Annotated in this window: 30 protein-coding genes and 1 tRNA gene; 19 read left to right on the forward strand and 12 right to left on the reverse strand. The window is 72.0% G+C overall.

Going from position 1 to position 24,842, the window contains the following annotated elements; all coding sequences use genetic code 11:
* Positions 1–39 precede the first annotated feature (39 nt).
* Complete coding sequence (locus SL103_RS34605; protein WP_006604254.1) at positions 40–336, forward strand: type II toxin-antitoxin system VapB family antitoxin; 297 nt, start codon at positions 40–42, stop codon at positions 334–336.
* 157 nt (positions 337–493) lie between these two features.
* Positions 494–1,144, forward strand: coding sequence for a LytR C-terminal domain-containing protein (locus tag SL103_RS34610; RefSeq protein WP_069572962.1), 651 nt, complete (start codon positions 494–496; stop codon positions 1,142–1,144).
* A 60-nt stretch (positions 1,145–1,204) separates the two neighbouring features.
* On the opposite strand, the gene upp is transcribed toward SL103_RS34610, so the two are convergent.
* Positions 1,205–1,840: a uracil phosphoribosyltransferase gene (gene upp, locus SL103_RS34615; RefSeq protein WP_069572964.1), complete on the reverse strand. Its 636-nt coding sequence runs from the start codon at positions 1,838–1,840 to the stop codon at positions 1,205–1,207.
* Positions 1,841–2,005: 165 nt separating this feature from the next.
* Here upp and SL103_RS34620 point away from each other — a divergent pair, with 165 nt between their 5' ends.
* The 4 genes from SL103_RS34620 (at position 2,006) to SL103_RS34635 (ending at position 3,669) form a co-directional block, all read left to right on the forward strand.
* Positions 2,006–2,215, forward strand: coding sequence for a hypothetical protein (locus SL103_RS34620; RefSeq protein WP_069572966.1), 210 nt, complete (start codon positions 2,006–2,008; stop codon positions 2,213–2,215).
* Positions 2,216–2,427: 212 nt separating this feature from the next.
* Complete coding sequence (locus SL103_RS34625) at positions 2,428–2,955, forward strand: hypothetical protein (protein ID WP_069572968.1); 528 nt, start codon at positions 2,428–2,430, stop codon at positions 2,953–2,955.
* Positions 2,956–2,978: 23 nt separating this feature from the next.
* Complete coding sequence (gene tadA / locus SL103_RS34630) at positions 2,979–3,491, forward strand: tRNA adenosine(34) deaminase TadA (RefSeq protein ID WP_069572970.1); 513 nt, start codon at positions 2,979–2,981, stop codon at positions 3,489–3,491.
* Between the two features lie 91 nt (positions 3,492–3,582).
* A tRNA-Ser gene (locus SL103_RS34635) sits at positions 3,583–3,669 on the forward strand.
* Between the two features lie 59 nt (positions 3,670–3,728).
* On the opposite strand, the gene SL103_RS34640 is transcribed toward SL103_RS34635, so the two are convergent.
* Together SL103_RS34640 and SL103_RS34645 are read right to left on the reverse strand one after the other, a co-directional pair.
* On the reverse strand, positions 3,729–4,208 hold the full coding sequence (locus SL103_RS34640) for a hypothetical protein (protein ID WP_069572973.1): 480 nt from the start codon (positions 4,206–4,208) through the stop codon (positions 3,729–3,731).
* Positions 4,209–4,236: 28 nt separating this feature from the next.
* Positions 4,237–5,016, reverse strand: coding sequence for a DUF2127 domain-containing protein (locus tag SL103_RS34645; protein ID WP_069572975.1), 780 nt, complete (start codon positions 5,014–5,016; stop codon positions 4,237–4,239).
* A gap of 554 nt (positions 5,017–5,570) precedes the next feature.
* Here SL103_RS34645 and SL103_RS38195 point away from each other — a divergent pair.
* The 6 genes from SL103_RS38195 to SL103_RS34670 all read left to right on the forward strand — a co-directional run bounded on the left by SL103_RS38195 (position 5,571) and on the right by SL103_RS34670 (position 9,750).
* Positions 5,571–5,735, forward strand: a complete 165-nt coding sequence (locus SL103_RS38195) for a hypothetical protein (RefSeq protein WP_164492941.1) — start codon at positions 5,571–5,573, stop codon at positions 5,733–5,735.
* A 52-nt stretch (positions 5,736–5,787) separates the two neighbouring features.
* Positions 5,788–6,081 carry a Dabb family protein gene (locus SL103_RS34650; RefSeq protein ID WP_069572977.1) on the forward strand — a complete coding sequence of 98 codons (294 nt, stop codon included), beginning with the start codon at positions 5,788–5,790 and terminating at the stop codon, positions 6,079–6,081.
* A gap of 255 nt (positions 6,082–6,336) precedes the next feature.
* Positions 6,337–7,146 (forward strand): RNA polymerase sigma factor SigF, encoded by an 810-nt coding sequence (locus tag SL103_RS34655; RefSeq protein WP_069572979.1) that lies wholly within the window; start codon positions 6,337–6,339, stop codon positions 7,144–7,146.
* Between the two features lie 199 nt (positions 7,147–7,345).
* The gene (locus SL103_RS34660; protein ID WP_069572981.1) at positions 7,346–8,182 is read left to right on the forward strand and encodes an RNA polymerase sigma factor SigF; all 837 of its coding nucleotides are present in this window, start codon (positions 7,346–7,348) and stop codon (positions 8,180–8,182) included.
* A gap of 127 nt (positions 8,183–8,309) precedes the next feature.
* Complete coding sequence (locus SL103_RS34665; RefSeq protein ID WP_069572983.1) at positions 8,310–9,131, forward strand: hypothetical protein; 822 nt, start codon at positions 8,310–8,312, stop codon at positions 9,129–9,131.
* 142 nt (positions 9,132–9,273) lie between these two features.
* Positions 9,274–9,750: a VOC family protein gene (locus SL103_RS34670; RefSeq protein WP_069572985.1), complete on the forward strand. Its 477-nt coding sequence runs from the start codon at positions 9,274–9,276 to the stop codon at positions 9,748–9,750.
* Positions 9,751–9,813: 63 nt separating this feature from the next.
* Here SL103_RS34670 and SL103_RS34675 read toward each other — a convergent pair whose 3' ends face one another.
* Entirely contained in the window at positions 9,814–10,575 is a 762-nt protein-coding gene (locus SL103_RS34675; protein ID WP_069572987.1) for an SDR family oxidoreductase, read from the reverse strand.
* Positions 10,576–10,734: 159 nt separating this feature from the next.
* Here SL103_RS34675 and SL103_RS34680 point away from each other — a divergent pair, with 159 nt between their 5' ends.
* A complete protein-coding gene (locus SL103_RS34680; protein WP_069572988.1) occupies positions 10,735–11,589 on the forward strand; it encodes a helix-turn-helix transcriptional regulator in 855 nt (284 codons plus the stop codon).
* A 39-nt stretch (positions 11,590–11,628) separates the two neighbouring features.
* Here SL103_RS34680 and SL103_RS34685 read toward each other — a convergent pair whose 3' ends face one another.
* Both SL103_RS34685 and SL103_RS34690 read right to left on the reverse strand, forming a co-directional pair.
* Positions 11,629–12,351, reverse strand: coding sequence for a DUF6333 family protein (locus SL103_RS34685; RefSeq protein ID WP_069572990.1), 723 nt, complete (start codon positions 12,349–12,351; stop codon positions 11,629–11,631).
* Positions 12,352–12,557: 206 nt separating this feature from the next.
* Entirely contained in the window at positions 12,558–13,370 is an 813-nt protein-coding gene (locus tag SL103_RS34690) for an SDR family NAD(P)-dependent oxidoreductase (protein WP_069574393.1), read from the reverse strand.
* A gap of 87 nt (positions 13,371–13,457) precedes the next feature.
* Between SL103_RS34690 and SL103_RS34695 the strand changes: the two genes are divergently transcribed.
* Positions 13,458–14,309 (forward strand): helix-turn-helix transcriptional regulator, encoded by an 852-nt coding sequence (locus SL103_RS34695; protein WP_069574394.1) that lies wholly within the window; start codon positions 13,458–13,460, stop codon positions 14,307–14,309.
* Here SL103_RS34695 and SL103_RS34700 read toward each other — a convergent pair.
* Entirely contained in the window at positions 14,306–14,578 is a 273-nt protein-coding gene (locus SL103_RS34700) for a GntR family transcriptional regulator (RefSeq protein ID WP_244304113.1), read from the reverse strand. The genes SL103_RS34695 and SL103_RS34700 overlap by 4 nt on opposite strands.
* Before the next feature lie 108 nt (positions 14,579–14,686).
* Positions 14,687–14,953, reverse strand: coding sequence for a GntR family transcriptional regulator (locus SL103_RS34705; protein ID WP_397775566.1), 267 nt, complete (start codon positions 14,951–14,953; stop codon positions 14,687–14,689).
* Positions 14,954–15,352: 399 nt separating this feature from the next.
* Here SL103_RS34705 and SL103_RS34710 point away from each other — a divergent pair, with 399 nt between their 5' ends.
* Positions 15,353–15,634, forward strand: coding sequence for a hypothetical protein (locus SL103_RS34710; protein WP_069572992.1), 282 nt, complete (start codon positions 15,353–15,355; stop codon positions 15,632–15,634).
* Between the two features lie 228 nt (positions 15,635–15,862).
* Here the strand turns inward: SL103_RS34710 and SL103_RS34715 are convergent, their stop codons facing one another.
* Positions 15,863–16,081 (reverse strand): hypothetical protein, encoded by a 219-nt coding sequence (locus SL103_RS34715; protein ID WP_069572993.1) that lies wholly within the window; start codon positions 16,079–16,081, stop codon positions 15,863–15,865.
* Positions 16,082–16,414: 333 nt separating this feature from the next.
* Here SL103_RS34715 and SL103_RS34720 point away from each other — a divergent pair, with 333 nt between their 5' ends.
* The 3 genes from SL103_RS34720 to SL103_RS34730 all read left to right on the forward strand — a co-directional run bounded on the left by SL103_RS34720 (position 16,415) and on the right by SL103_RS34730 (position 20,612).
* Positions 16,415–16,918: a MarR family winged helix-turn-helix transcriptional regulator gene (locus tag SL103_RS34720; protein ID WP_069574398.1), complete on the forward strand. Its 504-nt coding sequence runs from the start codon at positions 16,415–16,417 to the stop codon at positions 16,916–16,918.
* Positions 16,919–16,929: 11 nt separating this feature from the next.
* Positions 16,930–19,521 carry an MFS transporter gene (locus tag SL103_RS34725; RefSeq protein WP_164492942.1) on the forward strand — a complete coding sequence of 864 codons (2,592 nt, stop codon included), beginning with the start codon at positions 16,930–16,932 and terminating at the stop codon, positions 19,519–19,521.
* Positions 19,522–19,769: 248 nt separating this feature from the next.
* Positions 19,770–20,612: a YceI family protein gene (locus tag SL103_RS34730; RefSeq protein WP_069572997.1), complete on the forward strand. Its 843-nt coding sequence runs from the start codon at positions 19,770–19,772 to the stop codon at positions 20,610–20,612.
* A gap of 13 nt (positions 20,613–20,625) precedes the next feature.
* On the opposite strand, the gene SL103_RS34735 is transcribed toward SL103_RS34730, so the two are convergent.
* Positions 20,626–21,519 (reverse strand): NADP-dependent oxidoreductase, encoded by an 894-nt coding sequence (locus SL103_RS34735; RefSeq protein WP_069572999.1) that lies wholly within the window; start codon positions 21,517–21,519, stop codon positions 20,626–20,628.
* A gap of 70 nt (positions 21,520–21,589) precedes the next feature.
* Between SL103_RS34735 and SL103_RS34740 the strand changes: the two genes are divergently transcribed.
* Positions 21,590–22,159 (forward strand): TetR/AcrR family transcriptional regulator, encoded by a 570-nt coding sequence (locus tag SL103_RS34740; protein ID WP_069573001.1) that lies wholly within the window; start codon positions 21,590–21,592, stop codon positions 22,157–22,159.
* 15 nt (positions 22,160–22,174) lie between these two features.
* Here SL103_RS34740 and SL103_RS34745 read toward each other — a convergent pair whose 3' ends face one another.
* Positions 22,175–22,963 carry a TetR/AcrR family transcriptional regulator gene (locus SL103_RS34745; RefSeq protein ID WP_069573003.1) on the reverse strand — a complete coding sequence of 263 codons (789 nt, stop codon included), beginning with the start codon at positions 22,961–22,963 and terminating at the stop codon, positions 22,175–22,177.
* 185 nt (positions 22,964–23,148) lie between these two features.
* Positions 23,149–24,741, reverse strand: a complete 1,593-nt coding sequence (locus SL103_RS34750) for an MFS transporter (RefSeq protein WP_069573005.1) — start codon at positions 24,739–24,741, stop codon at positions 23,149–23,151.
* Positions 24,742–24,842: the final 101 nt, after the last annotated feature.

A 24,842-nucleotide genomic window follows, 5' to 3' on the forward strand; every position in this document is an offset into this window, starting at 1 on the left:
TGGCTGCGCCCGGTGCCGCTCGCCCGGTAGGCTTTCCGTGTGATCTTCAAGCGCATCGGAAATGGGCGGCCGTACCCCGACCACGGCCGGGAGAGCACCCGCCAGTGGGCGGATGTCGCCCCGCGCCCGGTACGCCTCGACCAGTTGGTGACCACCAAGCAGCAGCTCGACCTCGAAACGCTGCTCGCCGAGGACTCGACGTTCTACGGCGACCTCTTCGCGCACGTCGTGAAGTGGGAGGGCGACCTCTACCTGGAGGACGGACTGCACCGCGCGGTCCGCGCCGCGCTCCAGCAGCGCCAGGTGCTGCACGCCCGCGTGCTGGAACTGGACTGACGCCGCGCCGACGGCGCACCGAAACCGTCGGAAACACCGCGTCGGCACATGACTCCACCCAACCCGCCCTGCCTGAATTGACCCTTTTGGGTTGGGTCTCGCGCCACGCGTTGATCATCTAGTAGGCACGGACTGCCACCCGCACTACGCTGCGCCCATGAGCATGCTGACGCCCCCAGGCATGGGCGGTAAGAAGTACCGCATCACGGGCGACAGGTATCCGCGGATGCGCCGTCCCCGACACCGCCGCCGGATCGCCCTCACCCTCGTCGCCGCCGCGTGCGTCCTCGGCCTGGCGGGCTGGGGCACCCTGCAGCTCATCGACGTCTTCGGGGGCAAGAGCAACTCCGCCCGGGCCGCCCAGGGCAAGAAGCCCTGCCGGAACAGCGCCAAGGCAGCCACCGCGCAGGCCGCACCGGCCACCGCGAAGCCGCCCGCCCCGGCCACCCTGACCGTCAACGTCTACAACGCCACCCCGCGCTCCGGCCTCGCCAAGCGCACCGCCGACGAACTCAAGAAGCGCGGCTTCAAGATCGGCAAGGTGGGCAACGCCCCGGCCGCCTACGACAAGAAGATCAAGGGCGCCGGGATACTGCTCGGCCCCAAGGCGGCCACCGGCGGCCCGCTGAAGGTGCTCGCCACCCAGCTTGCCGGCGCCGAGCAGAAGACCGACGACCGCAAGAACACCGAACTCGACCTGATCATCGGCGACGGCTTCAAGGACCTGGCCCCCCAGCAGGCCGCCGCCAAGTCCCTGGCCCTGCTGGCCCACCCGTCCCCGGCCCCCGCCGCCGACCCCGGCTGCTGACCGCACGCGTTCGGGCCCGCACCACGCCGTGGTGCGGGCCCGAACCGTGTACGCAGGGGGTCAGCCGGCGGTGCCGTACATCCGGTCGCCCGCGTCACCGAGACCCGGCACGATGTAGCGCGCCGCGTTCAGCCGCTCGTCGACGGCCGCCGTGACCACCGTCACCGGCGCGCCGGCCAGCTCCTTCTCCATCACCGCGACGCCCTCCGGCGCCGCCAGCAGACAGATCGCGGTGACGTCGTCCGCCCCGCGCGCGATCAGCTCCTGGATCGCCGCGACCAGCGTGCCGCCGGTCGCCAGCATCGGGTCCACGACGTAGACCTGCCGGCCCGAGAGATCGTCCGGCATCCGCGTGGCGTACGTGTGCGCCTCGTACGTCTCCTCGTTGCGGACCATGCCCATGAAGCCGACCTCGGCGGTGGGCAGCAGCCGCACCATGCCGTCCAGCATGCCCAGCCCGGCCCGCAGGATCGGCACGACCAGCGGCCGCGGGTGCGAGAGCCGCACCCCGGTGGTCGCCGTGACCGGCGTCTCGATGTCGACCTGCTCGGTGCGCACATCACGGGTGGCCTCGTAGGCGAGCAGGGTGACCAGCTCGTCGGCAAGCCGCCGGAAGGTGGGGGAATCGGTGCGCTTGTCGCGCAGTGTGGTGAGTTTGTGCGCCACCAGCGGGTGGTCGACGACGTGGATCCGCATGACATCGACAGTAACCGAGGCGGAGAGTGCCGACGCCCGCCGTGCGGTGGGGGCCGCGGCTCGGGCAGGCCGGCATCAAACCACCGGAACGGGGGAAAGTGGGGACGTACGCCCGATCGACCGACCCTCCGTCGGGCGACGATCCCGCCCGAGGTGGTGTAGCGCGTGCACAAGCCCCAGCGGACCGAGGACGCGGCCGGTGCCGTGCCCGACGGCGACCCCGCCGAGGAGAGCGAGGCGGCGCGCCGAAGGCGCCGGGCGCAATTCCTGCGCGAACTGCACGAGGCCAAGGAGCTGCGCAACCGCGTCCAGCCGCGCCGCGCGCGGGCCGAGCGGATGCGCCAGGCCCTGCGGATGCGCACATTCCGCTGGTAGGCGACCGGTTCCGCTGGTAGCGGAACCACCGGCGCACAACCCGCCCACGCTGCGGCACGTGAGCGACATCTCGCACAACCTCCGCACGACGCAGCGCCGAAGACCCCGCGCGGACGCCATGTTTCTGCCACGATTCCGCAAGGGGCGGGACCAACGGCGTGCAGCGCCGCCCCGCCCGGCCCGGCACGCCTATGACCAGTGGGAGAGTCACGGTGTACTTCGCCGCACTGCTCGCGCGCACCGAAGACGGGTGGGAAGCGAGCGATACGGAGCTCGACGATGTGGAGACCCTGACCGATCTGGCCGATCTGGCCCGAGAGGCGGCGGTCGACGACGACACAGTGGTGGCGTTCCTGGAGCAGGAGGACGCCTGGTTCGGCGTCGTCCGGGTCGACGGCGACGACGACCCCCGGGTGTTCATCTCCAACGCCGCCGCGGCGCAACGCAGCTCGTACGGAGCGATGCTGACCGACGAGCTGCTCGGCCGCGACAAGGACGTCGAGGACGAACTCGACAGCCTTGACCTGGACGGCACGGAGGACGGCGAACCCGACGCGCAGGACGGGGCCGAGCAGGACACCGAGGCGGACACCCCCGTCCCGGCCGGCCCGCTCGGCGACGCCCGGCTCCTGGAGGACCTCGGCATCAGCGAGAAGGAGCTGCTCGCCCTCGACAGCGACGCGCTGGGCGAGATCGCCGACGCCCTCGGCTGCACGGAGGTCCTGGAGGCCGTCCGGTAGTCCGGTCACCGACACTGGGTGGCATGAGTGCCCCCCAGTCCGGTCCGCTGTCCGGTTCGTCCCCTTCCGCCACGCCCGATCCGCTGCGCGATCCCTGGATCGCGCCGATGCGCCGGGCGCTGGGCGAGGCGGCCCGCGCCACCGGGACGGGTGACGTCCCGGTGGGCGCCGTCGTGCTGTCCGCGGACGGTACGGTCCTGGGCACCGGTCACAACGAGCGCGAGGCGACCGGCGACCCGACCGCGCACGCCGAGGTCCTCGCGCTGCGCGCGGCGGCCCGCGCCACCGGGGAGTGGCGGCTGACCGGCGCGACGCTCGTCGTCACCCTCGAACCGTGCACGATGTGTGCCGGCGCGATCGTGCTCTCCCGGGTCGACCGGGTGGTCTACGGCGCCCGCGACGCCAAGGCCGGTGCGGTCGGCTCGCTGTGGGACGTGGTGCGTGACCGGCGTCTCAATCACCGGCCCGAGGTCATCACCGGCGTGCTGGAGAACGAGTGCGCGGAGCGGCTCACGGCCTTCTTCCGCGACCGCTGACCGGCGGCGGAAGCCGCTCGGGCAGGTCGTGGCGGCCGCGCGGGGGAATCCGATTTCGGCGCACGGCCCTGCTTGGGCTAAGCTCTCTCTCGGTAGCGTGTCCGAGCGGCCGAAGGAGCGCGCCTCGAAAGCGCGTGAGGGGGCAACTCCTCCGTGGGTTCAAATCCCACCGCTACCGCTCGAAGGCGAAGGGCCCCGATCCCCCAGGGATCGGGGCCCTTCGTCATGTCCGGGCCGTCAGGTCAGGTTGCCGTTGCGCCTGTTGCGGGCCGCGCGGCGGAAGAAGCGGACGATCAGCCAGATCACCAGCGCCACGACGACCAGGAAGACGACGAACAGCACGATCAGGAAGATGCCGAGCTTCTTGAAGAAGCCGGTCTTCTTCTTGACCTTGGACTTCCACTTGGACTTCTTGGCCTTGAAGACCGTGTTGTGGTGGCCGGCGTGGTGCGCGCTGTGGTGGCGGAACGAGGCGGGCTGCACGGCGGCCGGGCGCTGCGCGGGGGCCTCGGCGGACCGGGCCGGCGCGCCGGCGGCGGTCGCGGTGCGGGCGGGCGGCTCCGCGCCGCGGGCCGCCGCGGTGGCCGGGGCGGCGGCCGCGGCCAGGAGGCCGACGAGGAGCGCCAGGACGACGGCGGGCCGGCGGCGGGCGGTGGCCCGCCGGCGGGCCGCCACGCGGGACGAATCGGACGTGGGCCGTGCGGAGTTCATGGGCATGCTGCGGTCCCCCCTTCAGTTGGTACGTTCAGCCATTATGGGCGGCGGTGGAGACCCCGGCCGAGGTCTGGACCTCCAGGAGCGAGGCGCTGTGCCGCTCCGCGTCGAAGGCCGCGCGGCCGCCGCGTAGCCCGAACAGCCGCTTGGTGAGGGCGATGTAGAGCACGGCCAGAATGTTGATCACCAGGGTGGCGATCTTGAGCCAGCTGACCTTCTCGGTCAGCTCGTAGATCTCCAGCGGCAGGAACGCGGCGGTCGCCACCACCGTCAGGTATTCGGCCCAGCGCTTGGCGTACCAGAGGCCCACGCCCTCGACGATCTCCACCAGGGCGTACACCAGCAGCAGCACGGCGACCAGCACCAGGGTGGAGTGCCGGTAGCCGAACGTCTTCTGGATGGTGCCGACGACGGGTGAGTGGTCCAGGTCGTAGTGGAAGTGCCGGGCGACCGGGCGGAGCACCGCGATGTACTCGTCGAAGAAGCGGCGGACCGCGTCCTTGCGGTTGCTGAACTGCCAGACGCCGACCGCGGCCAGCACGATGAACACGCCGCGCACGGCTCGCTCGACGGCCAGGAACCGAAGGACGAACAGGTCGCGCAGGACCTTGCCGCGCGGGACCAGCGGGGCGTCGTCGGCCGGTCCGGAGCCGTGCGGCGCGCCGAGGACGAAGTCGCCGCAGCGCAGGCAGCGCCACGCCTCTCCCAGCGCGGTGTCGGCGCGCAGCCGGTCCCGGAGGTGTTCCTCGTGCGGGAGGTAGGTGGTGTGCCCGCGGCGTGCGCAGGTACGCCGGTCCCAGTCGATCTTCATCGTTGGCGCCCCGTGTTCCTTTCGTGGTCCCGCGCGGCGGCCTGCCGCGCTCTGTGCTGTCGCGTACATGATGCCTTCGGGCGGGAGCCGTACGTGCGGAGGGACGCGGGGCGGTGGCGGCCGGTTGCGCCGTGGACATGACGGAGCCCCGGCTCCGGGCCGAGGGGTCGGCGCGGAGCCGGGGCTCCAGGTCGGCCGGGGGAGGTGGCCGTCCGGGGACGGCCGCCTCCCCCGATGCGGACCGGCCTCGCAGTCCACGCCGCGGTCAGGGGGTAGCTCACGGCGCGGACCCCGCAGTGAGGCCGGGTCCCGGGCCCGGGGGGTTCCTGCCAGATCCACCGGGCCACCTCACTCATGGTGCCTTCGCGGCCGGTCCCAACAGGCGGACGAAGGGCCCCCTTTGGCGGGCCTTTGGTCCATAAAGTCCCGGTCAGCGCGCGAGACCGGCCGCCGCCACGGGTCCCGCGGCCGAACACGTGTGGTTACACTCGCCCGACTGCAACCGGGAGGTGCAGGCACTGCCGCAGGCGACTGCCACAGGGGAGACAGGTTCGATGGCACAGGCGAAGAAGATCGTGCTGTACATACTCATCGTCTTCGTGCTGTACACGATCATCACCTCCCCGCAGCGGGCCGCCCAGCTGGTCCAGATAGGCTTCGAGGGCATCTCGTCCGCCGCCCAGGGCGTCGGACAGTTCATGACCCAGCTGATCAGCTAGGGCCGTCCGCCCGCCGGCCGACCCGGTGATCACCCGCCGCACGGAGGCCCCTGTGATCCGCCACCTGGTCCTGTTCAAGCTCAACGACGGCGTCTCCCGCGACGAGGAGCGGGTGCAGGCCGGCGTCCGCGCCTTCGAGGCGCTCAAGGACCAGATCGAGGAGCTGACGTTCTGGGAGTGCGCCTGGAACATCACCGACCGGCCGATCGCCTACGATTTCGCGATCAACTCGGCGGTGGCCGACAAGGACGCCCTCAGGCGCTACATCGAGCACCCGGCCCACCAGGCGGCCGCCGGACAGTGGCGGGAATTCGCCACCTGGGTGATCGCCGACTACGAATTCTGAGCCGCGGCCCGTCCGCGGACCGCGCTCCGGAGCCCCTCGCCCCCACGGGCGGGGGGCTTCCGTGTGCCCCGGCCCGGTGGCGCCACCCGGCCGCCCCGCGCGCCTTCCCCGCCACCCCGCTTTCCTCGCTCAACTCTCGGTTCAACACGGCGTTATGGGGTGCTTGCACACAGTGCACATGTCTTGTGATGCTATGACCGCTTTTGCCGGATACATCCTCTACGAGTAGATGCTGCGAGCACTGTGAAGGGTGGCGTGACCGTGACGGCCCGTACTGCGCCCAAGGCTCCATCCCGCGAGAGCCGGAGCGCGGACACGCGGGCGCTCACACAGGTGCTGTTCGCGGAACTGGCCGATCTGGAGCCCGGCACCCCCGAACACAGCCGCGTCCGGGCCGCCCTCATCGAGGCCAACCTGCCGCTGGTCCGCTATGCCGCGGCCCGCTTCCGCAGCCGTAATGAGCCGATGGAGGACGTCATCCAGGTCGGCACGATCGGGCTGATCAACGCCATCGACCGCTTCGACCCCGAGCGGGGCGTCCAGTTCCCGACCTTCGCGATGCCCACCGTCGTCGGCGAGATCAAACGCTACTTTCGAGACAATGTTCGTACGGTCCATGTGCCGCGCCGCCTCCACGAGCTGTGGGTGCAGGTCAACGGCGCCACCGAGGATCTGACCGTGCTGCACGGGCGCTCGCCCACCACCGCCGAGATCGCCGAGCGGCTGAAGATCGGCGAGGACGAGGTGCTGGCCTGCCTGGAGGCCGGCCGTTCGTATCACGCCACCTCGCTGGAGGCCGCCCAGGAGGGCGACGGCCTGCCCGGCCTGCTGGACCGCCTCGGGTACGAGGACCCCGAACTGGCCGGTGTGGAGCACCGCGACCTGGTGCGACACCTCCTCGTCCAGCTCCCCGAACGCGAGCAGCGAATCCTTCTGCTGCGTTACTACAGCAATCTGACGCAGTCCCAGATCAGTGCCGAACTGGGGGTGTCGCAGATGCATGTGTCGCGGCTACTGTCGCGGAGCTTCGCTCGGCTTCGATCCGCAAACAGGATCGACGCCTAACCGGCACGGGCGACCGGCACCCGGCCCGGCCTGCACAGATAAGTCGACAAGGCGCTACAGCGTGTTGCCGACATGTGACATTCTGCAGGAACCGCGTTTGCCGTAGCTCTTGCTCCGGTATTCAGGTGGAGGTATCACTCCCCGGTCCGCCCGGCCCGGGGGTGCCGCAGCGACCCGTCCGCGACCTCAAGGGGGTGGCATGTCCGTAGAACTGGGCAGCTCAAAGGTGCTTCCCGCGATTCCCGCGCCCGCACCGCACGTGCATGACGACGACTCCATCAACACCCGCACGCTCTCCCGCTCCCTGTTCCTGCGGCTGGCCTCGCTCGACAAGGACTGCGCGGAGCGTACGTACGTCCGTGACACGCTCATCGAACTCAACCTCCCCCTCGTGCGGTACGCCGCGGCCCGCTTCCGCAGCCGCAACGAGCCGATGGAGGACATCGTCCAGGTCGGAACGATCGGTCTGATCAAGGCGATCGACCGTTTCGACTGCGAACGCGGGGTGGAATTCCCGACGTTCGCGATGCCCACCGTCGTCGGCGAGATCAAGCGCTTCTTCCGGGACACCTCGTGGTCGGTGCGGGTCCCGCGCCGGCTCCAGGAGCTCCGGCTCGCCCTCACCAAGGCCAGTGACGAGCTCTCCCAGAAGCTCGACCGCTCGCCCACCGTGCCCGAACTCGCCCTGTGCCTGGGGGTGTCGGAGGAGGACGTGGTCGACGGCCTGGCCGTCGGCAACGCGTACACCGCCTCCTCCCTCGACTCACCCTCCCCGGAGGACGACGGCGGCGAGGGCTCCCTCGCGGACCGCCTCGGCTACGAGGACAGCGCCCTGGAGGGCGTTGAGTACCGCGAGTCGCTCAAGCCCCTGCTGGCCAAACTCCCGGCCCGTGAGCGGCAGATCATCATGCTGCGCTTCTTCGCCAACATGACGCAGTCCCAGATCGGCGAGGAGGTCGGCATCTCCCAGATGCACGTCTCGCGCCTGCTCACCCGTACCCTGGCGCAGCTGCGCGAGGGGCTCATCTCCGATTGAGGAACGGTCCGCCGAGGGGCCTTCACACGCTCCGCGCCGCTCGGCGGACAGTTGCAGAGCAGAGCCGCACCGGGTACCGGTCGTCGGCCCTCTATACACCTGACGCACCGTCAGCAACACTGGGCGGATGCGACGGACGACAACGACTCTTGCCGCCGCCTCGGCGGCCGCGCTGTGTCTGGGTGTCCTGCTCACCGGCTGCGGAGACGCGGCGGACCGGGGCTATGTCGCGGTCGGCGCGGCAGGCCCCGCCGATGACCACGCGCCGACCGGGCCCGTAGCGCCCCGGGACGGCGTCGAGCTGACGCCCCTGGACGGCGCCCCCGGCGACCGCGCCGCGCAGGGCGGGCCGAGCGACCGAACCGGTCACGGCGGCCCCGACCGGGACGGGAACCGGACCACGCGGCACGGGACGGGCCCCGCGCGCGACGGCGCCGCCGACGGGCAGACCGGCCGAGCCCCGGACTCCGGACCGTCGGCTGCCTCCCCCACGGACTCTCCCGGCAGCGGTGACGCCCCCGCGCCCCCGCGTCCGTCCCCCGGCGGTACCACCCCGCCGCACGGCACCCCGCACCCGCCGGGCAACCCCGGCCCGCCCTCCCCCGAGCCGCCCTCGCCGGGCGTTCCCGCCGGCCCGGGCGCCCCCGACGGCCTGCTCGTCGGCCATCCCGGCCAGGACGGCACCGACGTCCGCTGGTGCCGGCGGGTCACCCTCGACTTCCTCAACACCGGCGACACCCCCGTCACGGCCGGCACGGTCACCTTCGGTACGCACATCATCGGCGCCCTCGGCATCGACTGGGCCACCATCAGCTCGCGCCACCGGCTCCCGCTGCCCCTGGCCCCCGGCGCACGGAAGACCGGCAGCTGGCGGGTGTGCGTGGACGCCTGGCGGGTGCCGCTGGGCATGCACCTCGACACCCGGGACATCACCTTCAGCTGGAAGTAGCGGCGGCCGGGCCGGGCCCGCGCCCCCGTTCGGGCGGCGCGAAGAGGCTCCGGGATAGCGATGACTCACGAACGGTGCGACGGTCTGGAGAGGGACAGCACAGGCGCGGCCCCGGCGGCGACACCGGCACAGGGAGAAGCAGATGCCCAAGATCACCCCCAACCTCTGGTTCGACACCCAGGGCAAGGAAGCGGCCGAGTTCTACTGCTCGGTGTTCCCGAACTCGCGGATCACCGCCGTCACCCACTACAACGACGCGGGCCCGGGCCAGGCCGGCAGCGTCCTGACCGTGGAGTTCGAGCTCGACGGCCAGGGCTACCTCGCGCTCAACGGCGGCCCCCAGTTCACCTTCAACGAGGCGGTCTCCCTGCTCATCGAGTGCGCCGACCAGGAGGAGATCGACTACTACTGGGCCAAGCTCACCGAGGGCGGCGGCGAGGAGGGCCCCTGCGGCTGGCTGAAGGACAAGTACGGGCTGTCCTGGCAGGTCGCGCCGTCCGGCATGGCCGAGCTGCTGAACGACCCGGACCGGGACCGCGCCGCGCGGGCCATGAAGGCCATCTTCGGGATGAAGAAGATCGACATCGCGGCACTGCAGGCCGCCGCGGACGCCGCGTAGCCCCCCGGCCCGTACTGCCGCCGCCCCCGCGCCGCACGTCCCGGGCGCGGCGGCGCTCCGGGGTCACGCCTGCCGGGTGGGCAGCACGATCGCCTGGCGCAGGTTCACGTGGCGGGCGCGGCTGGTGGTGTACGCGATCAGGTCCGCGATGTCGTCGGCCGACAGCCCGTGCAGGGCGTCGAACATGCCGTCCAGCTGGCCGGCCAGCTCGGCGTTGTCGATGTGGCCGCCCAGCTCGGTGTCGGTGAGGCCCGGTTCGATGTTGGTGACGCGGACGTCGCGCGGGCCCAGCTCGGTGCGCAGGGACTGCGAGAGGTACGTCAGCGCGGCCTTCGTCGCGCCGTACACCGCGTAGTGGGGGAAGGCGATGTGCGCGCCGATCGAGGAGATGTTCACCAGGTCGGCCGTCCCGCCGTCCGCCGCGACCGCGATCAGGTCGGGGGTGAACGCGCGGATGACGCGCAGCGCGCCGGAGACGTTGGTGTCGAGCATCCGCTGCCATTCGTCGGCGCGGCCGTCGGTGACCGGGTTCGGCAGCATCACGCCGGCCGCGTTGACCACCAGGTCGACCCGGCCGTAGGCGGCGTGCACCCGTTCCACGGCGGCGTCGACGGAGGTCGGGTCGGTGACGTCGGCGGTGACCGGGAGGGCCTGGCCGCCGGCCGCCTCGATCGTGGCGGCCAGCTCGGTCAGCCGTTCCGTCCGGCGGGCGAGCAGTGCCACCCGGGCGCCGTGCGAGGCGAGCAGCCGGGCGGTGGCCTCGCCCATGCCGCTGGCGGCCCCGGTGATGACGGCGGTGCGGCCGGCGAGGGTGGCGTACGACATGGGAACTCCTGGGTGATCGGGTCCGTGGTGCTCGCCGCCGGGCGTCTCCCGGTGACGACCACCAGCCTGGGCCGGGCCGCCGGGCTTACCCAGGGCTGCCGTTTTCCTGGGTATCGCAGTACCAGGATCGGAGCGTCGCGGGCGCCTAGGATCGGTGGCATGGACATATCCACGGACGGGGAAGTCGGCGATTTCCTGCGCTCCCGGCGCGCCCGCGTACGGCCCGAGGAGGTCGGACTGCCGGGCCACGGCAGGCGGCGGGTGCCGGGCCTGCGCCGCGAGGAGGTCGCTCAGCTGGCGGGCGTCAGCGTCGACTACTACATCCGCCTCGAACAGGGCCGCGGCTCCTCCGCCTCGGATGCCGTGCTGGACGCCATCGGGCGCGTGCTGCGTCTCGACGCCACCGAGCAGGAGTACCTGCGGACGGTGGCCAGGCCCGCCGCCACCGCCCGCCGCGGGGCCGCCGCCGGGCCCGCGCCCCAGAAGGTGCGGCCCGGTCTGCGCCTCCTGCTGGACCTCGTCGAGAAGGCCCCGGCGTTCGTGCTCGGCCGCCGCATGGACGTGCTCGCGTGGAACGCCCTGGGCGACGCCGTCGTCGGCTTCTCGCAGATGCCGCCCGAGGAGCGCAACATGCCGCGGCAGGTGTTCCTCGACCCGCGGGCGCGCGCGTTCTACCCGGACTGGCCGGCGGTGGCCGCCGAGACGGTCGCCCATCTGCGGCTGGACGCGGGCCGACACCCCCGGGACCGGGAACTGGCCACGCTGGTGGGCGAGTTGTCGCTGGGCAGTGCGGACTTCCGCCGGCTGTGGGCGGACCACCAGGTCAAGGAGAAGACGCACGGCGCGAAGCGCATGCTGCACCCGGTGGCGGGTGAACTCGTCCTGCCGTACGAGACGTTGACCGTGTCCGGGGACGCGGACCAGATGCTGGTGGTCTACACGCCGGAGCCGGGCTCGCCGACGGAGGAGCGGCTGCGGCTCCTGGCCAGCTGGGCGGCGGCGCCGGCGGTCTGACGCCGGGCGGACCGGCGGCGGCCGTGGTGGCCGGGCCGGTCAGTGCTGGTGCCAGACGTCTTCGATGGCGTCCCGGACGTCCGCGGGGCGGGTGACCTTGAAGACGGACACCCGCAGCTGCTCGTTGACGAAGGGGACGTGGAGACCGCAGGCCAGGACGTCCAAGTAGGCGCTCCAGACGAACCCTTCGAGGTCATCGAGGGAGACGTCCGCGCTGCCGGTCCCTCCGGGGGTGACCCCGACGGCGCGGAGGGTCTCCACGGGGTCTCCGGTGAGGTCCATGTCCTCCCAGCCGTCCGCGGCGACCCGGGGCACGCCGGGGACGTGCACGAGGTACTTGGCGTAGGTCTCGGAGAAGCCCATCTCGCAGACGCCGGTGATGCGCGCGTCGGGATGGTCCTCGACCTGTTGGTCGAACGCGTCGTCGAGGTTGCAGGAGGAGATGCCGTCCTCGCCGAACGCGGGGTCGGTGATCTGCACCACGCTCCCCCAGCAGCCGACGGTCACCCGGTCCAGGTCCTCCAGGACCCGGGGGTGGCCGAGGTCTCTGCGGCGCACCGGTGCGCACTCGTCCACCACGCTCGCGACCGTGCTCAGCGCGTTCACGACCTGCCGGGCGCGCACCGGGTCGTGGGCCGGTGCCCGGGTGACGGTGTGCCGGTCGTAGCGGGCCGGGGCGGGCGGGTGGATGCGGGTGATCCGGGTGACGGACAGGCCCGGGGCGGTGACGGCGGCCCGGTCGTCGTGGGGCAGAGGGCTCATGGAGGGAGCTTAGGGACGGGCACCGACAGACGACGCTCGACGCATCACACCTCAAGCCGCCCTGCCCGTAGAAGAGTTGGGGTCCGGGGTGTCGGGGCGCCCGGATGGCGATCGGGCGCCGGCACCCCGTCAGATGAGGCCGCCGGCGTGCCGGCCCGTCCCTCCCCACCGCTTTCTGCTCCCCCCTGCGCACGCCCCTTCCCCGGTCAGGCGCACATCCCGCCGTCCACCCGGAGGACCGTGCCGGTGACGTAGGACGCACGGTCGCTGAGGAGCCAGGCGGCGGCCTGCGCGATCTCGTCCGGGTCGGCGGCACGGCCCAGTGGTGTCCCGGCGTTGAGCTGCTCGACGATGCCCGGCGACTTCGCCTCCCACTCGTCGAGCATCTCGGTCAGCGTGGTGCCGGGCGCGATGGCGTTGACGCGGATGCCCTCCGGGCCGTACGTGGCGGCCGCCGACGCGGTGAGGCTGTTGACCGCCCGCTTCGCCGCGCCGTACGCGGGCAGCCAGGGGTTGGCCATCAGGCTGCCCACGCTGGAGGTGTTGACGACGGCCCCGCGCTTCGCGGTGGCGCGGATGGCGGCGATCTCGGCGCTCATGGCCAGCCACGGGCCCTTGAGATTGACCGCGAGGACATGGTCGAAGTCGGCCTCCGGCAGTTGGTCCATGGGGACGGGCGGCTGCCCCGTCGCGCCGTTGTTGAAGGCCACGTCGAGCCGCCCGTACAGCTCCACGGCCCGGTCCACCGCGGCCCGCACGCTCGCCGGGTCGGCCAGGTCGCACCGCACGTGGTCCGCGGTGCCGCCGGCCGCCCGGATCTCCTCCGTCACGGCCTTGAGCTGGGACTCCGTGCGGGCCGCGAGGAGCACCCTGGCCCCCTCCCGGGCGAACAGCCGCGCCGCGGCGGCGCCGATGCCGCGGCCGGCGCCGGTGATGAAGGCGACCTTGTCGGCGAGCAGACCCGACGGCGCGGTGGACGGGACGGGTGCGGTGCTGCCGGTGTTCCTGTGCGAGTTCATGCCGACGAGCCTGTGCCCCGCCGCCGCCCCCATCCAGGCACCGGCGGTACCTGGATGGGCGTCCCGGCGACCGCGCACACTGGAGCCGTGGACCGACGAGAACTGGCTGCCTTCCTGCGCACCCGGCGCGAGCGCATCACCCCCGCCGACGTGGGCCTGCCCGCCGGGCCGCGCCGCCGCACCCCGGGGCTGCGCCGCGAGGAGGTGGCACAGCTGGCGTTCATCTCGACCGAGTACTACACGCGCCTGGAGCAGGCCCGCGGCCCGCGCCCGTCCCGCGAGGTACTGGCCCAACTCGTTCGCGCACTGCGCCTGTCGGACGCCGAACGCGACCACCTCCACCACCTCGCCGGTGCCCCGCCCGGCCCCCGGCCGGGGCCTTCGCGGGAGGTACGGCAGAGCATCGTCGACCTGCTGCACCGGCTGCCGCAGGCCGCGGCGATCGTGCTGTCGGCGACGTACGAGGTCATTGCCTGGAACGACCTGGCCGCGGCCCTGATGGAGGACTTCTCCGCCCTACCGCGCCGGGACCGCAACCTCGTCCGGCGCGCCTTCCTCGGCCCGCCCGGCCACGGCCGACCGCTGTACGGCGTCGCGGACGCGGACGAGTTCTTCCGGACGTCGGCCCAGCACCTGCGCGCCACCGCGGCCCGCTACCCCGACGACCCCGAGGTGACCGCCCTGGTCGACGAACTCGTCGCCGGCAGCGCACAGTTCGCCGGCCTCTGGGCCGGCCACGACGTGACCGCCGCGCCCACCCTCTGCAAGACCTTCGACCACCCGCTCGTCGGCCCGATCGCCGTCAACTGCGACGTCCTCGACATCACGGACCGCGACCAGCGCGTCGTCATCTACACCGCCGCCCCCGGCACCCCGTCCGCGGAGGCCTTACGCCTGCTGTCGGTCGTCGGCACACAGCGGATGGACGTGCCCGGCTAGCCCCGGGAATCCTCACCCGCCGCCTTGAGGACCTCGGCGGCGTCCTTCGCAACGAAGGAGCCCATGCCGGGTTCGGTGTAGATCAGCCCCTCGGCGCGGAGGCCGCGATGCACCTTCTGACCCGTGGTCGTGGCGATTCCGAACTCTTCGAGCATCTCGACCACCGAGGGGACGCGCGTCCCGGGCGGGTAGGTGCCGTCGGCGATGCGCTCTCGGATCACGTCGGCGACCTGACGCCAGCGGGGCCGGTCCGGGGCAAATTCGATCACATGACCAAGCTAGCCCGAAGTGGGCGCCCTGATCGACGAACTCGGCGCCGACAGCACAGAGTTCGCCCGGCTCTGGGCCTGTCACCCGCAGCGCATGGATGCGCCCGGTTAGCCCCGGGAGTCCTCACCCGCCGCCTTGAGGATCTCCGCGGCGTCCTTCGCGACGAAGGAGCCCATGCCGGGAGTGGTGACGATGAGCCCTTCCTCCCTGAGGCGGGCGGTGACCTTACGGACAGTCACACGCGCGACGCCGAACTCCTGCTCCATCCGCACCTCGGAGATCAGGTGCCGCGGCGGGTAGGCGCCACCCGCGATCCGCTCTCGGATGACGTCGGCAATCTGCTTCCACTTGGGCAACGTCGGATCGAACTCCATCACGAACGGGACTGTACGCACGGGTAATTACAGAGGCATAGATGGCTATAGCTATAGACAGGTGCTAACAGGTCTCTTACTGTGGGCAGCCAAGACCCCGGCGACCGCGCCAACGGCCCCGGGGCATGGCCAACCTGAACGCTGAAGAAAGCAGGTCGACGTGCCGAAGCTTATGCGCAGCCTCCTCGCCTGGTTAGAGGGGAAGCTCGCACCCCCTGCCCCCGCCGCCGGGTACCGGCCACAGCCCGCATCGCCTCCGCCATCGCCTCCCCTCGCCCGTCGCCCCGAATCCCCCCTCGACGGCGACGCCTCCCCCCTCGTACGCCCCTATCTCCTCGCGCACGAGCGCCGGGCGGCGCGGCGCGAGCGGGTGTTCCTGTACGAGCTGGGGGTGGCCTCGTGAGGGGCCTGCGGCTGCTCCCGTGGCCGGGGCCGGACGGGCAGCGGTGCTACCTCTCCGCCGACGAGGAGGAGGGCGGCTATCTGTCGCGGCTGGCCGACGACATGGAGGAGGCGCAACTCGCCACCGGCGAGGAGGTGCTGGCGCACGCGGTCGAGCTGCTGCGGAACCCGGGAGTGACACCGCCCGGCGAACTCCGGTTCTGCGTCCGCAGACTGAGCGAGGCACTCCGGGACGCCCTGCGGATCGCCGAGAGCCGGGGTGGGCGCACGGCCCGGTGAACGATCAAGGGCCCGGCATCGGTGATGCCGGGCCCCGTACGCGTACTGAGGGTGGGAAGGAGGGGACTAGGGGGTGTCGTTTGGATCATGGTGGATCAGGGAGCGGGGCCTGGTGCGTGCGATCGCAAGGCGGAGGAGGGAGTCGACGCGGAGCGTCGGCGAGTGACGACAACGCGGCGAGCGTGCGTGCCAGGCCCCGCGAGCCCGCCATGATCCAAACGACACCCCCTACGCCAGTGCCAGCCAGGCGGCGCCCGCGATGACCAGGAGGGCGACGATCACGCCGACGATGAGGCCCACGCGGGGGCCGGCCGACTGCTGGGGGGCCGGGGCGCGGCGGCCGCCGGCCTGGGGGGTGCCGCCCTCGTCCACGAAGGCCCGGAACATCTGCGTGCTGCCCGCCGGGTCGTAGTTGCCCTCGGCCTGGTTCTGCGGGTTGGTCGCCATGGGCAAGGACCCTAGCGAACCGGGGGCCCGGGGGCACCCCTGGGGCACGTACGGAGCGACGCCGCGGGACGCGGGAATCGGGGCGTCGTGCGTGAGGTGCACCACTGGTGGGCGATTTCTCCCGGCCTGCGGGCGCGGCCTGGACCTGCGGCTTTACGTCAGGACATAGCCGCATTGACGCAATACCGAGGCAGGCTTGAGGGTTCCTTTACCTGCATCCACCACCCATTCGTTTGCCTTCAGCAACCAACCTTGCCTATGGTTGCCCTAAGCAACAAAAGATGGGCGATCGGGATGTCCGATCGAGGCGTACGGAGAGGTGTGGAGGAGCCGGTGGCCGCTCACAGTCAGTACGAGGAGCTGGCCAGGCAACTCAGCGCCATCGGCGCCGTCAAGCGTGAGATGGGCCGGATGCTGCCCCAGGACTGCCCGCCCGCCTCGGCCGGGGTGCTGACCCTTCTCGACCGGCACGGCGAGATGCGGATGAGCCAGCTCGCCGAGCTGTTGGCGATCGACATGTCGGTGACCAGCCGGCACGTCGCGCACGTCTGCGAGCGCGGCTGGATCGAGCGGAAGCCCGATCCGGCGGACAAGCGGTCGCGGCTGCTGCGCCTGACGCCGAGCGGGCAGGAGCTCCTGGAGGAGCTCGCCGAGCGCTACACCGCCGCGCTCGCCCGGTATCTGGACGACTGGACCGACAGCGACGTCGGTCACCTCATCGAGCTGCTCGCCCGGCTCCGTACGAGCTTCGGCGACTGCCGGACCCGGGGAGCGCACCACGACTCCGGCACCCGGGCGTCACACCACGACTCCACCACCCGTACACCCGCAGGATGAAAAGGAACTACATGGCTACGACCACACCAGCCGGTGTGCGGGGCGGCCACGCCAAGCATGGAGGCGGCGGACACGGCGCCTCCAACGGGGCGCCCATGACGCACCGTCAGATCATGGAGGCGCTGTCCGGGCTGTTGCTCGGCATGTTCGTCGCCATTCTTTCGTCGACGATCGTGTCGAACGCGCTGCCCGAGATCATCCATGACCTGGACGGCGGGCAGAGCGCCTACACGTGGGTCGTCACCGCGTCGCTACTGGCGATGACCGCGACCACTCCCCTGTGGGGCAAGCTCTCCGACCTGTTCAGCAAGAAGCTGCTGGTGCAGTTCGCGCTGGTCATCTACGTCGCGGGGTCGGTCGTCGCCGGGCTCTCGCAGAACACCGGCATGCTGATCGCCTGCCGTGTGGTGCAGGGCATAGGCGTGGGCGGTCTGTCCGCCCTGGCCCAGATCGTGATGGCGGCGATGATCTCGCCGCGGGAGCGCGGCCGTTACAGCGGCTACCTCGGCGCCACCTTCGCCGTCGCCACCGTCGGCGGCCCGCTGCTCGGCGGCGTCATCACCGACACCAGCTGGCTCGGCTGGCGCTGGTGCTTCTACGTGGGTGTGCCGTTCGCGGTGATCGCCCTGATCGTGCTCCAGAAGACCCTGAAGCTGCCCGTCGTCAAGCGCGAGGGCGTCAAGGTCGACTGGGCGGGCGCGTTCTTCATCAGCGCGGCGGTCTCGCTGCTGCTGGTGTGGGTGACGCTGGCCGGCGACAAGTACGACTGGATGTCGTGGCAGACCGCCGCGATGGTCGGCGGCGCGGTGGTCCTCGGCGCGATCTTCGTGTTCGTCGAGACCAAGGCCAAGGAGCCGATCATCCCGTTGCGGCTGTTCCGCAACAAGACGATCACCCTCGCCTCGGTGGCCTCGCTGTTCGTCGGTATCGCGATGTTCTCCGGCACCGTCTTCTTCAGCCAGTACTTCCAGCTGGCGCGCGGCAAGTCGCCGACGATGTCCGGTGTGATGACGATCCCGATGATCGGCGGCCTGTTCATCTCGTCGACCGTCTCGGGCCAGATCATCACCAGGACCGGCCGCTGGAAGGGCTGGCTGGTCGCCGGCGGCGTGCTGGTCACCGCGGGCCTCGGCCTGCTGGGCACCATCCGCTACGACACCGAGTACTGGCACATCGCGATCTTCATGGCGCTGATGGGCCTGGGCATCGGCATGATGATGCAGAACCTGGTCCTGGCCACCCAGAACCAGGTCGCCCCCCAGGACCTCGGCTCCGCCTCGTCCGTCGTGACCTTCTTCCGCTCCCTCGGTGGCGCGGTGGGCGTCTCGGCCCTCGGTGCGGTGCTCGCCAACCGCGTCACGCACTACGTCAAGGACGGGCTGGCCGAACTCGGCCCCAAGGCCGCCAAGGCCGCCTCGCACGCCGCCGGCAACAGCGGCGGCGGCATCCCGGACCTGGACGCCCTCCCGGCGCCGCTGCGCACCGTCATGGAGAGCGCGTACGGCCACGGTGTCGGCGATGTCTTCCTGTACGCGGCGCCCTGCGCGCTGCTCGCCTTCCTCTTCACCCTGTTCATCAAGGAGGTCGCGTTGAAGACGCGTGGCGGACTGGACCAGAGCGCGGAGCCGGCCGCGGCCGCCGCGGCCGCGCCGTCGGAGGCCGCCGCCGCGGCGCCGGTCGAGGAGCTGGAGCCGGCGCTGGTGGGCGCCCCCTCGGTGCCCACGGACGACGACCTGCACACGCCCTCCTGGGCGCAGCCGGCCGCCGCGACGGCCCCCCGGCCGCTGGCCGGGTACGCCTCGGCGGGCGGCGGCGACGCCACCCCGTCGGGCCCGTCGATCCACGGTTTCGTGCGCAACGCGGAGGGCCACCCGGTCCCGCGGTCCGCGGTGACGCTGATCTCGCTCAGCGGCCGCCAGCTGGGCCGCGCGGTCGCCCAGGCCAACGGTTCGTACGTGCTGGGCGCCCCCGGCGCCGGGTCCTACGTGCTGATCGCGGCCGCCGACGGGCACCAGCCGCAGGCGTCCACGGTCGTCGTCGGTGACACCCCGTACGGCTACGACATTCTGCTCAGCGGCACCAGCGGCCTCGGCGGCCAGATCCGCAGCGCGGTCACCGGCGAGCCGGTCGACGGTGCGATGGTCGTGGTGACCGACGTCCGCGGTGAGGTGCTGGCCACCGGGAAGACCGGTGCCGAGGGCTACTTCACCTTCGACGAGCTGGTGCCCGGCACCTACACCGTCGCGGTGAACGCCCCCGCCTACCGCCCGGCCGCGCTGCCGGTCGAGGTCGGCGGCCAGGGCACCACCCGCATCGAGGTGGAGCTGCAGGCCGGCGCGCGGGTGCAGGGCGTCGTGCGGGCGGGCGGTCCGGACGGCACCCGTCGTCCGCTGCCCGACGCGCGGGTGACGCTGGTGGACGCGGCGGGCAACGTCGTGGCCACCTCGACGACCGGGGAGGACGGCGCGTACGCCTTCACCGACCTGGACGCCGGCGACTACACGGTCATCGCGAGCGGCTACCCGCCGGTCGCCACCGGCCTTTCGGTCGACGCCCGCGGGGTCGACGGCTACGACGTCGAACTCGCACACCCCGGGGACTGACCCGGGACGGACGGGACCGGTCCCCGACGCACGGGACTGATCACCCGGGCCCCTGGGCATCCCCCAGGGGCGGCAAGACCCCGGACCGGGGCGCGCGTTGAGCGGAGACGCGCCCCGGCCCGGACCCCAGGGCTCCGGCGGCCGCGCTGCGCACAGGCAGGGGACGGCCTGCACGCCGCCGCCGGAGCCCGACACCGGGGGACCCCCACCAGGGGGGCATCACCACCAGGCAACAAACGGGAGAGGTAATGGATTCGACGGGCGCGGGAGCTGCGGGCGTGAGGGCGCAGGTCCGCACACGGGACGGCTGGGCGGTACAGCACGCCGTGCTGACCGTCACCGACATGACGGGCTCGCAGGTACTGCGTGCGACGGCCGACGAGCAGGGCGCCATCCGCACCGGACAGCCGCTGCCCGCCGGCCCGTACACGGTCATCGTGACGGCCGTCGGCTACGCACCGGTCGCCTCCACCGCGATCGTGACGGCGAGCGGCCGGATGGACGTCGGCAGCGTCGTACTGGCCCGCCAGGGCGGGGCCGAGCTGCCGCCGCCCGGCGCGTGGACCATCGACCCGATGCACTCCACGGTGGCCGCGGTCGCCCAGCACCTGGGGATCTCCAGCGTGCACGGCCGGTTCACCGAGTTCAGCGGCCGCATCGAGATCGGCGAGGACGTGGAGAAGTCGCGGGTCGAGGCGATCATCAGGGCCACCACCATCGACACCGGCAACGGCATGCGCGACGGCCATCTGCGGTCCGAGGACTTCCTCAACGTCGAGCAGTACCCGGAGATCACCTACCGCAGCTCGGGCCTGGAGCCGGCCGGCCCGGACCGCTGGACGGTCCACGGCGACCTGGCGCTGCACGGCGTCGTCCGGCCGGTGGACCTCGACCTCAGCTACCTCGGCACCGGCCCGGACCCGTGGGGCGGTGTGCGTGCCGCCTTCCGCGCGACGGCCGAACTGCGCCGCGAGGACTTCAAGATGAACTACAACCAGGTCGTGGCGGCCGGGATCGCGGCGATCGGCACGACGCTGAAGGTGGAGCTGGACATCCAGGCGGTGCAGGGCGAGAGCCTGCCCATGGGGTGAGCCCGGAGGCGGTTCAGACGACCAGGACCCGGCGCCCGCGGGTGTGACCGGCCCGGCTGTCGATGTGCGCCGCCGCGGCCTCGGCGAGCGGGTACGCCTTCTCGACCGGGATGTGGAGCCTTCCCCGCGAGATGAGGTCGACGGCCTCGGCGAGCGCTGCCGGCACGCTCCCGGCCACGCCGGAGAACCGGACACCGGACTCCGGCGCACCGAGGTCGGCGATGGAGACCACCTTGTGCGGATCCCCGGTCAGCTCGACGAGTTCGCGGATCACGCCCGAGCCGGCCAGGTCGAGCGCCGCGTCGACCCGGCCGAGCCGCCGCACCCGCTCGACCCAGCCCTCGCCGTACGTCGTGGCGAGGGCGCCCAGGCTCCGCAGATAGTCCTGGTTCGCGGCCCCGGCCGTACCGATCACCGTGATGCCGCGCTCGCGGGCGATCTGCAGCACCGCCGAGCCGACTCCCCCGGACGCGCCGCTGACCAGCAGCGTCTGGCCGGACCGCACACCGACCTCCCGCAGGACGCGCAGCGCGGTCTCCACCACGGAGGGGTACCCGGCCGCCTCCTCGAACGTCAGCCCCTCCGGCATACGGGCCCAGGCCGACAGCACGGCGAACTCGGCATAGGTGCTCGAACCCTCGCCGAAGACGTGGTCGCCGACCGCGACCCCTTCGACGCCCGCGCCGATCTCGTCCACCACCCCGGAGGCGTCCAGCCCGACCCCGGAGGGCAACTCCACCGGATGGGCTCCCAGGACCTGGCCTTCACGGATTCTCCAGTCGACGGGGTTCACGCCCGCCGCCCGCACGGCGATGCGTATCTGACCGGGGCCCGCGTGGGGCTCCTCGGCGTCCAGGAGTTGCAGCACGTCCGGACCGCCGAACTCGGCGAAGCTCACTTTTCTCATGCCGGGAACCGTAGCACTAACGGTTAGGGTTTTGGAATGGTTGTTGTTTTGCACCTGGTAGCGTCAGGGCATGACCGATCCGTCCGGACGCCGGGAACGCAAGAAGGCCGCGACCCGCCAGAAGATCGCTGACGCCGCCCTGCGGCTCTTCCTGGAACGCGGGTACGACGCGGTGGGCATCCGTGACGTGGCCGCCGAGGCCGACGTGGCCGTCACCACGCTCTTCTCCCACTTCGCCTCGAAAGAGGCCCTGGTGTTCGAGCAGGACGCAGACTTCGAGCAGCGCCTCACACGGGCGGTCACCGGCCGGGAACCGCAGGAGCCCCTCATCCCCGCACTGCGCCGCGAGATCCAGGCCCTGGTGCGCCATTGCACGGCGGACAGCGCCGCCCCGATCTGGCACATGATCGACACGTCACCCGCCCTGCGGGAGTACGAGGAGTCGATGAGGCTGCGCCACGCGGAGTCGCTGGCAGCGGCCATCGCCGCCGATCCCGGCCTGTCACGGACCACCACGGCCGGCCGGGCCATCGCGCGGTTCGTGATCGACGCCTATGCGGTGGCCCGTGAGGCGGCCGATCCGGAGGCCGCGGTGGACGAGGTCTTCCGGATGATCGAGGCGGCCTGGGAGGTCACCTGACGCGGCCGGCCCGGCCTAACGGGGGCCCGGCCCGCGCTCGTCGGCGCTCCCCCGCAGTGCCTCGATGCCCGCGATCTGCAGGTCGAGGGCGAAGGCGAAGTCGCGGTCGCGCATCTCCTGCACGGTGGCCCCGCCGCGAGCCTCCATGACCTTGGTGGAGTTCTCCAGCGTCTCGGCGAACTCCGGGAGGCCCTCGACGGCCGCCATCACCTGCTGGAAGTACTCGTCCACCGGCATTCCCGCCTCCGCGCACCGGGCGTTGAACAGGCCCTCGATGGTGGCGAAGCCGTAGACGAACTGGAAGACGGCGGACAGGCCGCCGGTGATCTGCTCCAGCGTCAGTCCGCTCGACTTCATCACCCGCATGCTGGCGTTGGAGAAGGCGGTGGAGTGCGGGCCGATGTTGATGTACGTGCCCAGCAGGCGGGCCACCCAGGTGTGCCCGGTCAGCAGGCCGCGGTACGCGTGGGCCAGCCCCCGCAGGTGGTCGCGCCAGTCCCGGTCCGCGTCGGCCTCGTCCGGCAGCCGCATCTCGCCCATGACGCTGTCGAGGGCGAGTTCCAGCAGGTCGTCCTTGGTGTCGACGTACCAGTAGACGGACATCGCGGTGACCCCGAGCTCGGCGGCGAGCCGGCGCATGGAGAACTTCGCCAGGCCCTCGGCGTCCAGCAGCCGGACCGTCGCCGCGACGATCTTGTCGAGGTCGAGTCCGGCCGGCTGGTCCGCCTTCCGCTTGAGCGGGGGGCGGTCGGCCAGCCAGACGCTGTTCGGCCGCTTCCTGGCGCGGCCGTCCGTCGCTGCCATGGCGCCCCTCCCTGTTCCTGAGCGTCGCGGGACCCCCGGTCTTCGCCGGGTCCCGGTGCGTCCTCGGATCCGCGGGTGTCGCCGGATCCCTGAGCCTCGTCCGCGCACGGCCCGTACGGGCGGTGCCCGCACCGGTGGGTACGCACCGCCCGTACGCGCCGTTCACGATCACGTACCCACCGATGCTATTCCGCCGTGGCGGTGGCCGGTTCCGGGCCCGGCGGCGTCCCCGGCACCGGCTGCTGGTCCCGGCCGGCGCGTTCGGCGCGCCGCAGGAGTACGGCGGCGAGCAGTCCGCCGACCAGGACCGCGGCCGCGCCGACCAGTTGGCTGGTGCCGATGCCGGTGGCGAAGGCGTCGTGCACGGCGGCCCGTTCCCCGTCCGTACGGGTCCGGGCGAGCGCGGCGGGCAGCGAGCCGGCGCCCGCCGCGACCAGCGGGAGCAGCGCCGCGAAACGGGAGTTGAGGACCGCGCCGAGCACGGCGACGCCCAGTCCCTGGCCGAACTCCATCAGCGTGCCGTTGACGCCCGCGCCCACCCCGGCCTGGGCCGGCGGGATCGCGGACATGATGGCGTTGGCCATCGTCGGCATGGCGAGCGCGACGCCGACGCCCATCACGATCAGGCCGGTCAGCATGCCGCCGTAGCTGCGGTCGCCGAGCAGCGCGATGGCGGCGAGGCCGGCGGCGAGCAGCGACATGCCGGAAACGATCATTCCGGGAGTGCCGAGCCGGGGCGCCAGACGGGCGCTCAGGCCGGTGAAGTTGATCAGGATGACGGTGACGGCGAGCGGCGCCATCCGCAGGCCGGCGTCCAACGGCCCGTACCCGAGCACCAGTTGGAGGTGCTGGGTGAGCAGGAACATCGAGCCGCCCATGCCGAAGGCGACGAGGATGCCGCCGGAGACCGCGCCGATGAAGCGGCGGTTGCGGAAGAAGCGCATGTCGAGCATGGGGTGCGGGACGTGCAGCTCCCACAGGGCGAAGACGGCGAGACCGACGATCCCGATGGCGGCGGAGATCAGCACCCGGCCGGACAGCCAGCCGGCCTGCGGCCCGGAGATGATCGCGAAGACCACCCCGACCATGCCGATCATGGACAGCAGCGCGCCGGGCAGGTCGACGGGGGTCGCGCCGGCCGGGTCCGCACCGGGCCGGGCACTCCCGCGGCCGCTGGACTCCGGGACGAGGACGACGACGGCCGCCAGCGCTATGACGGCGACCGGCAGATTGACCAGGAACAACGAGCCCCACCAGAAGTGGTCGAGCAGCGAGCCGCCGATCAGCGGGCCGGCGGCAAAGCCCAGCGAGTTGACCGAGCTCCAGATGCCGATGGCCCTGGGGCGCTCCGCGTCGTCGAAGATCTGCATGACGACGGCGAGCGTGGTGGTCACCAGCAGGGCGCCGCCGACGCCCATACCGGCCCGGGCGGCGATCAGCTGACCGGGTGACTGGGCGAGCGCCGCGCCGAGCGAGGCGAGGCCGAAGAGCACCAGGCCGACGGCGAGCATCTTCTTGCGGCCGTAGCGGTCGGCGGAGTTGCCCGCGGTGAGCAGCAGACCGGACTGGACCAGCGAGTAGGCGTTGATCATCCACTGGACGTCGGCGGTGGTCGCGCCCAGGTTCTCGGTGAGGGAGGGGATGGCGACGTTGAGGACGGTGTTGTCGAGGATGACCGTGAGCTGCGCGACGCAGATGACGGCCAGGATCAGCCAGCGGGCGGCATGGCGGCCCGTCGACTGAAGGGGCGTGGTGGCTTCGGAGGCCACGGCGGGCATACGGGCTCCCTGTACGGTGCGAGCGGATGTCTTACACCGTACAGGGAGAGCTATACGCCGTACATTTGATTTTCGGGCAGGGTGGGCGCGCCGGTGCGGCC

The organism is Streptomyces lydicus (genome assembly GCF_001729485.1).
GTDB classification, from domain to species: Bacteria; Actinomycetota; Actinomycetes; order Streptomycetales; family Streptomycetaceae; genus Streptomyces; species Streptomyces lydicus_D.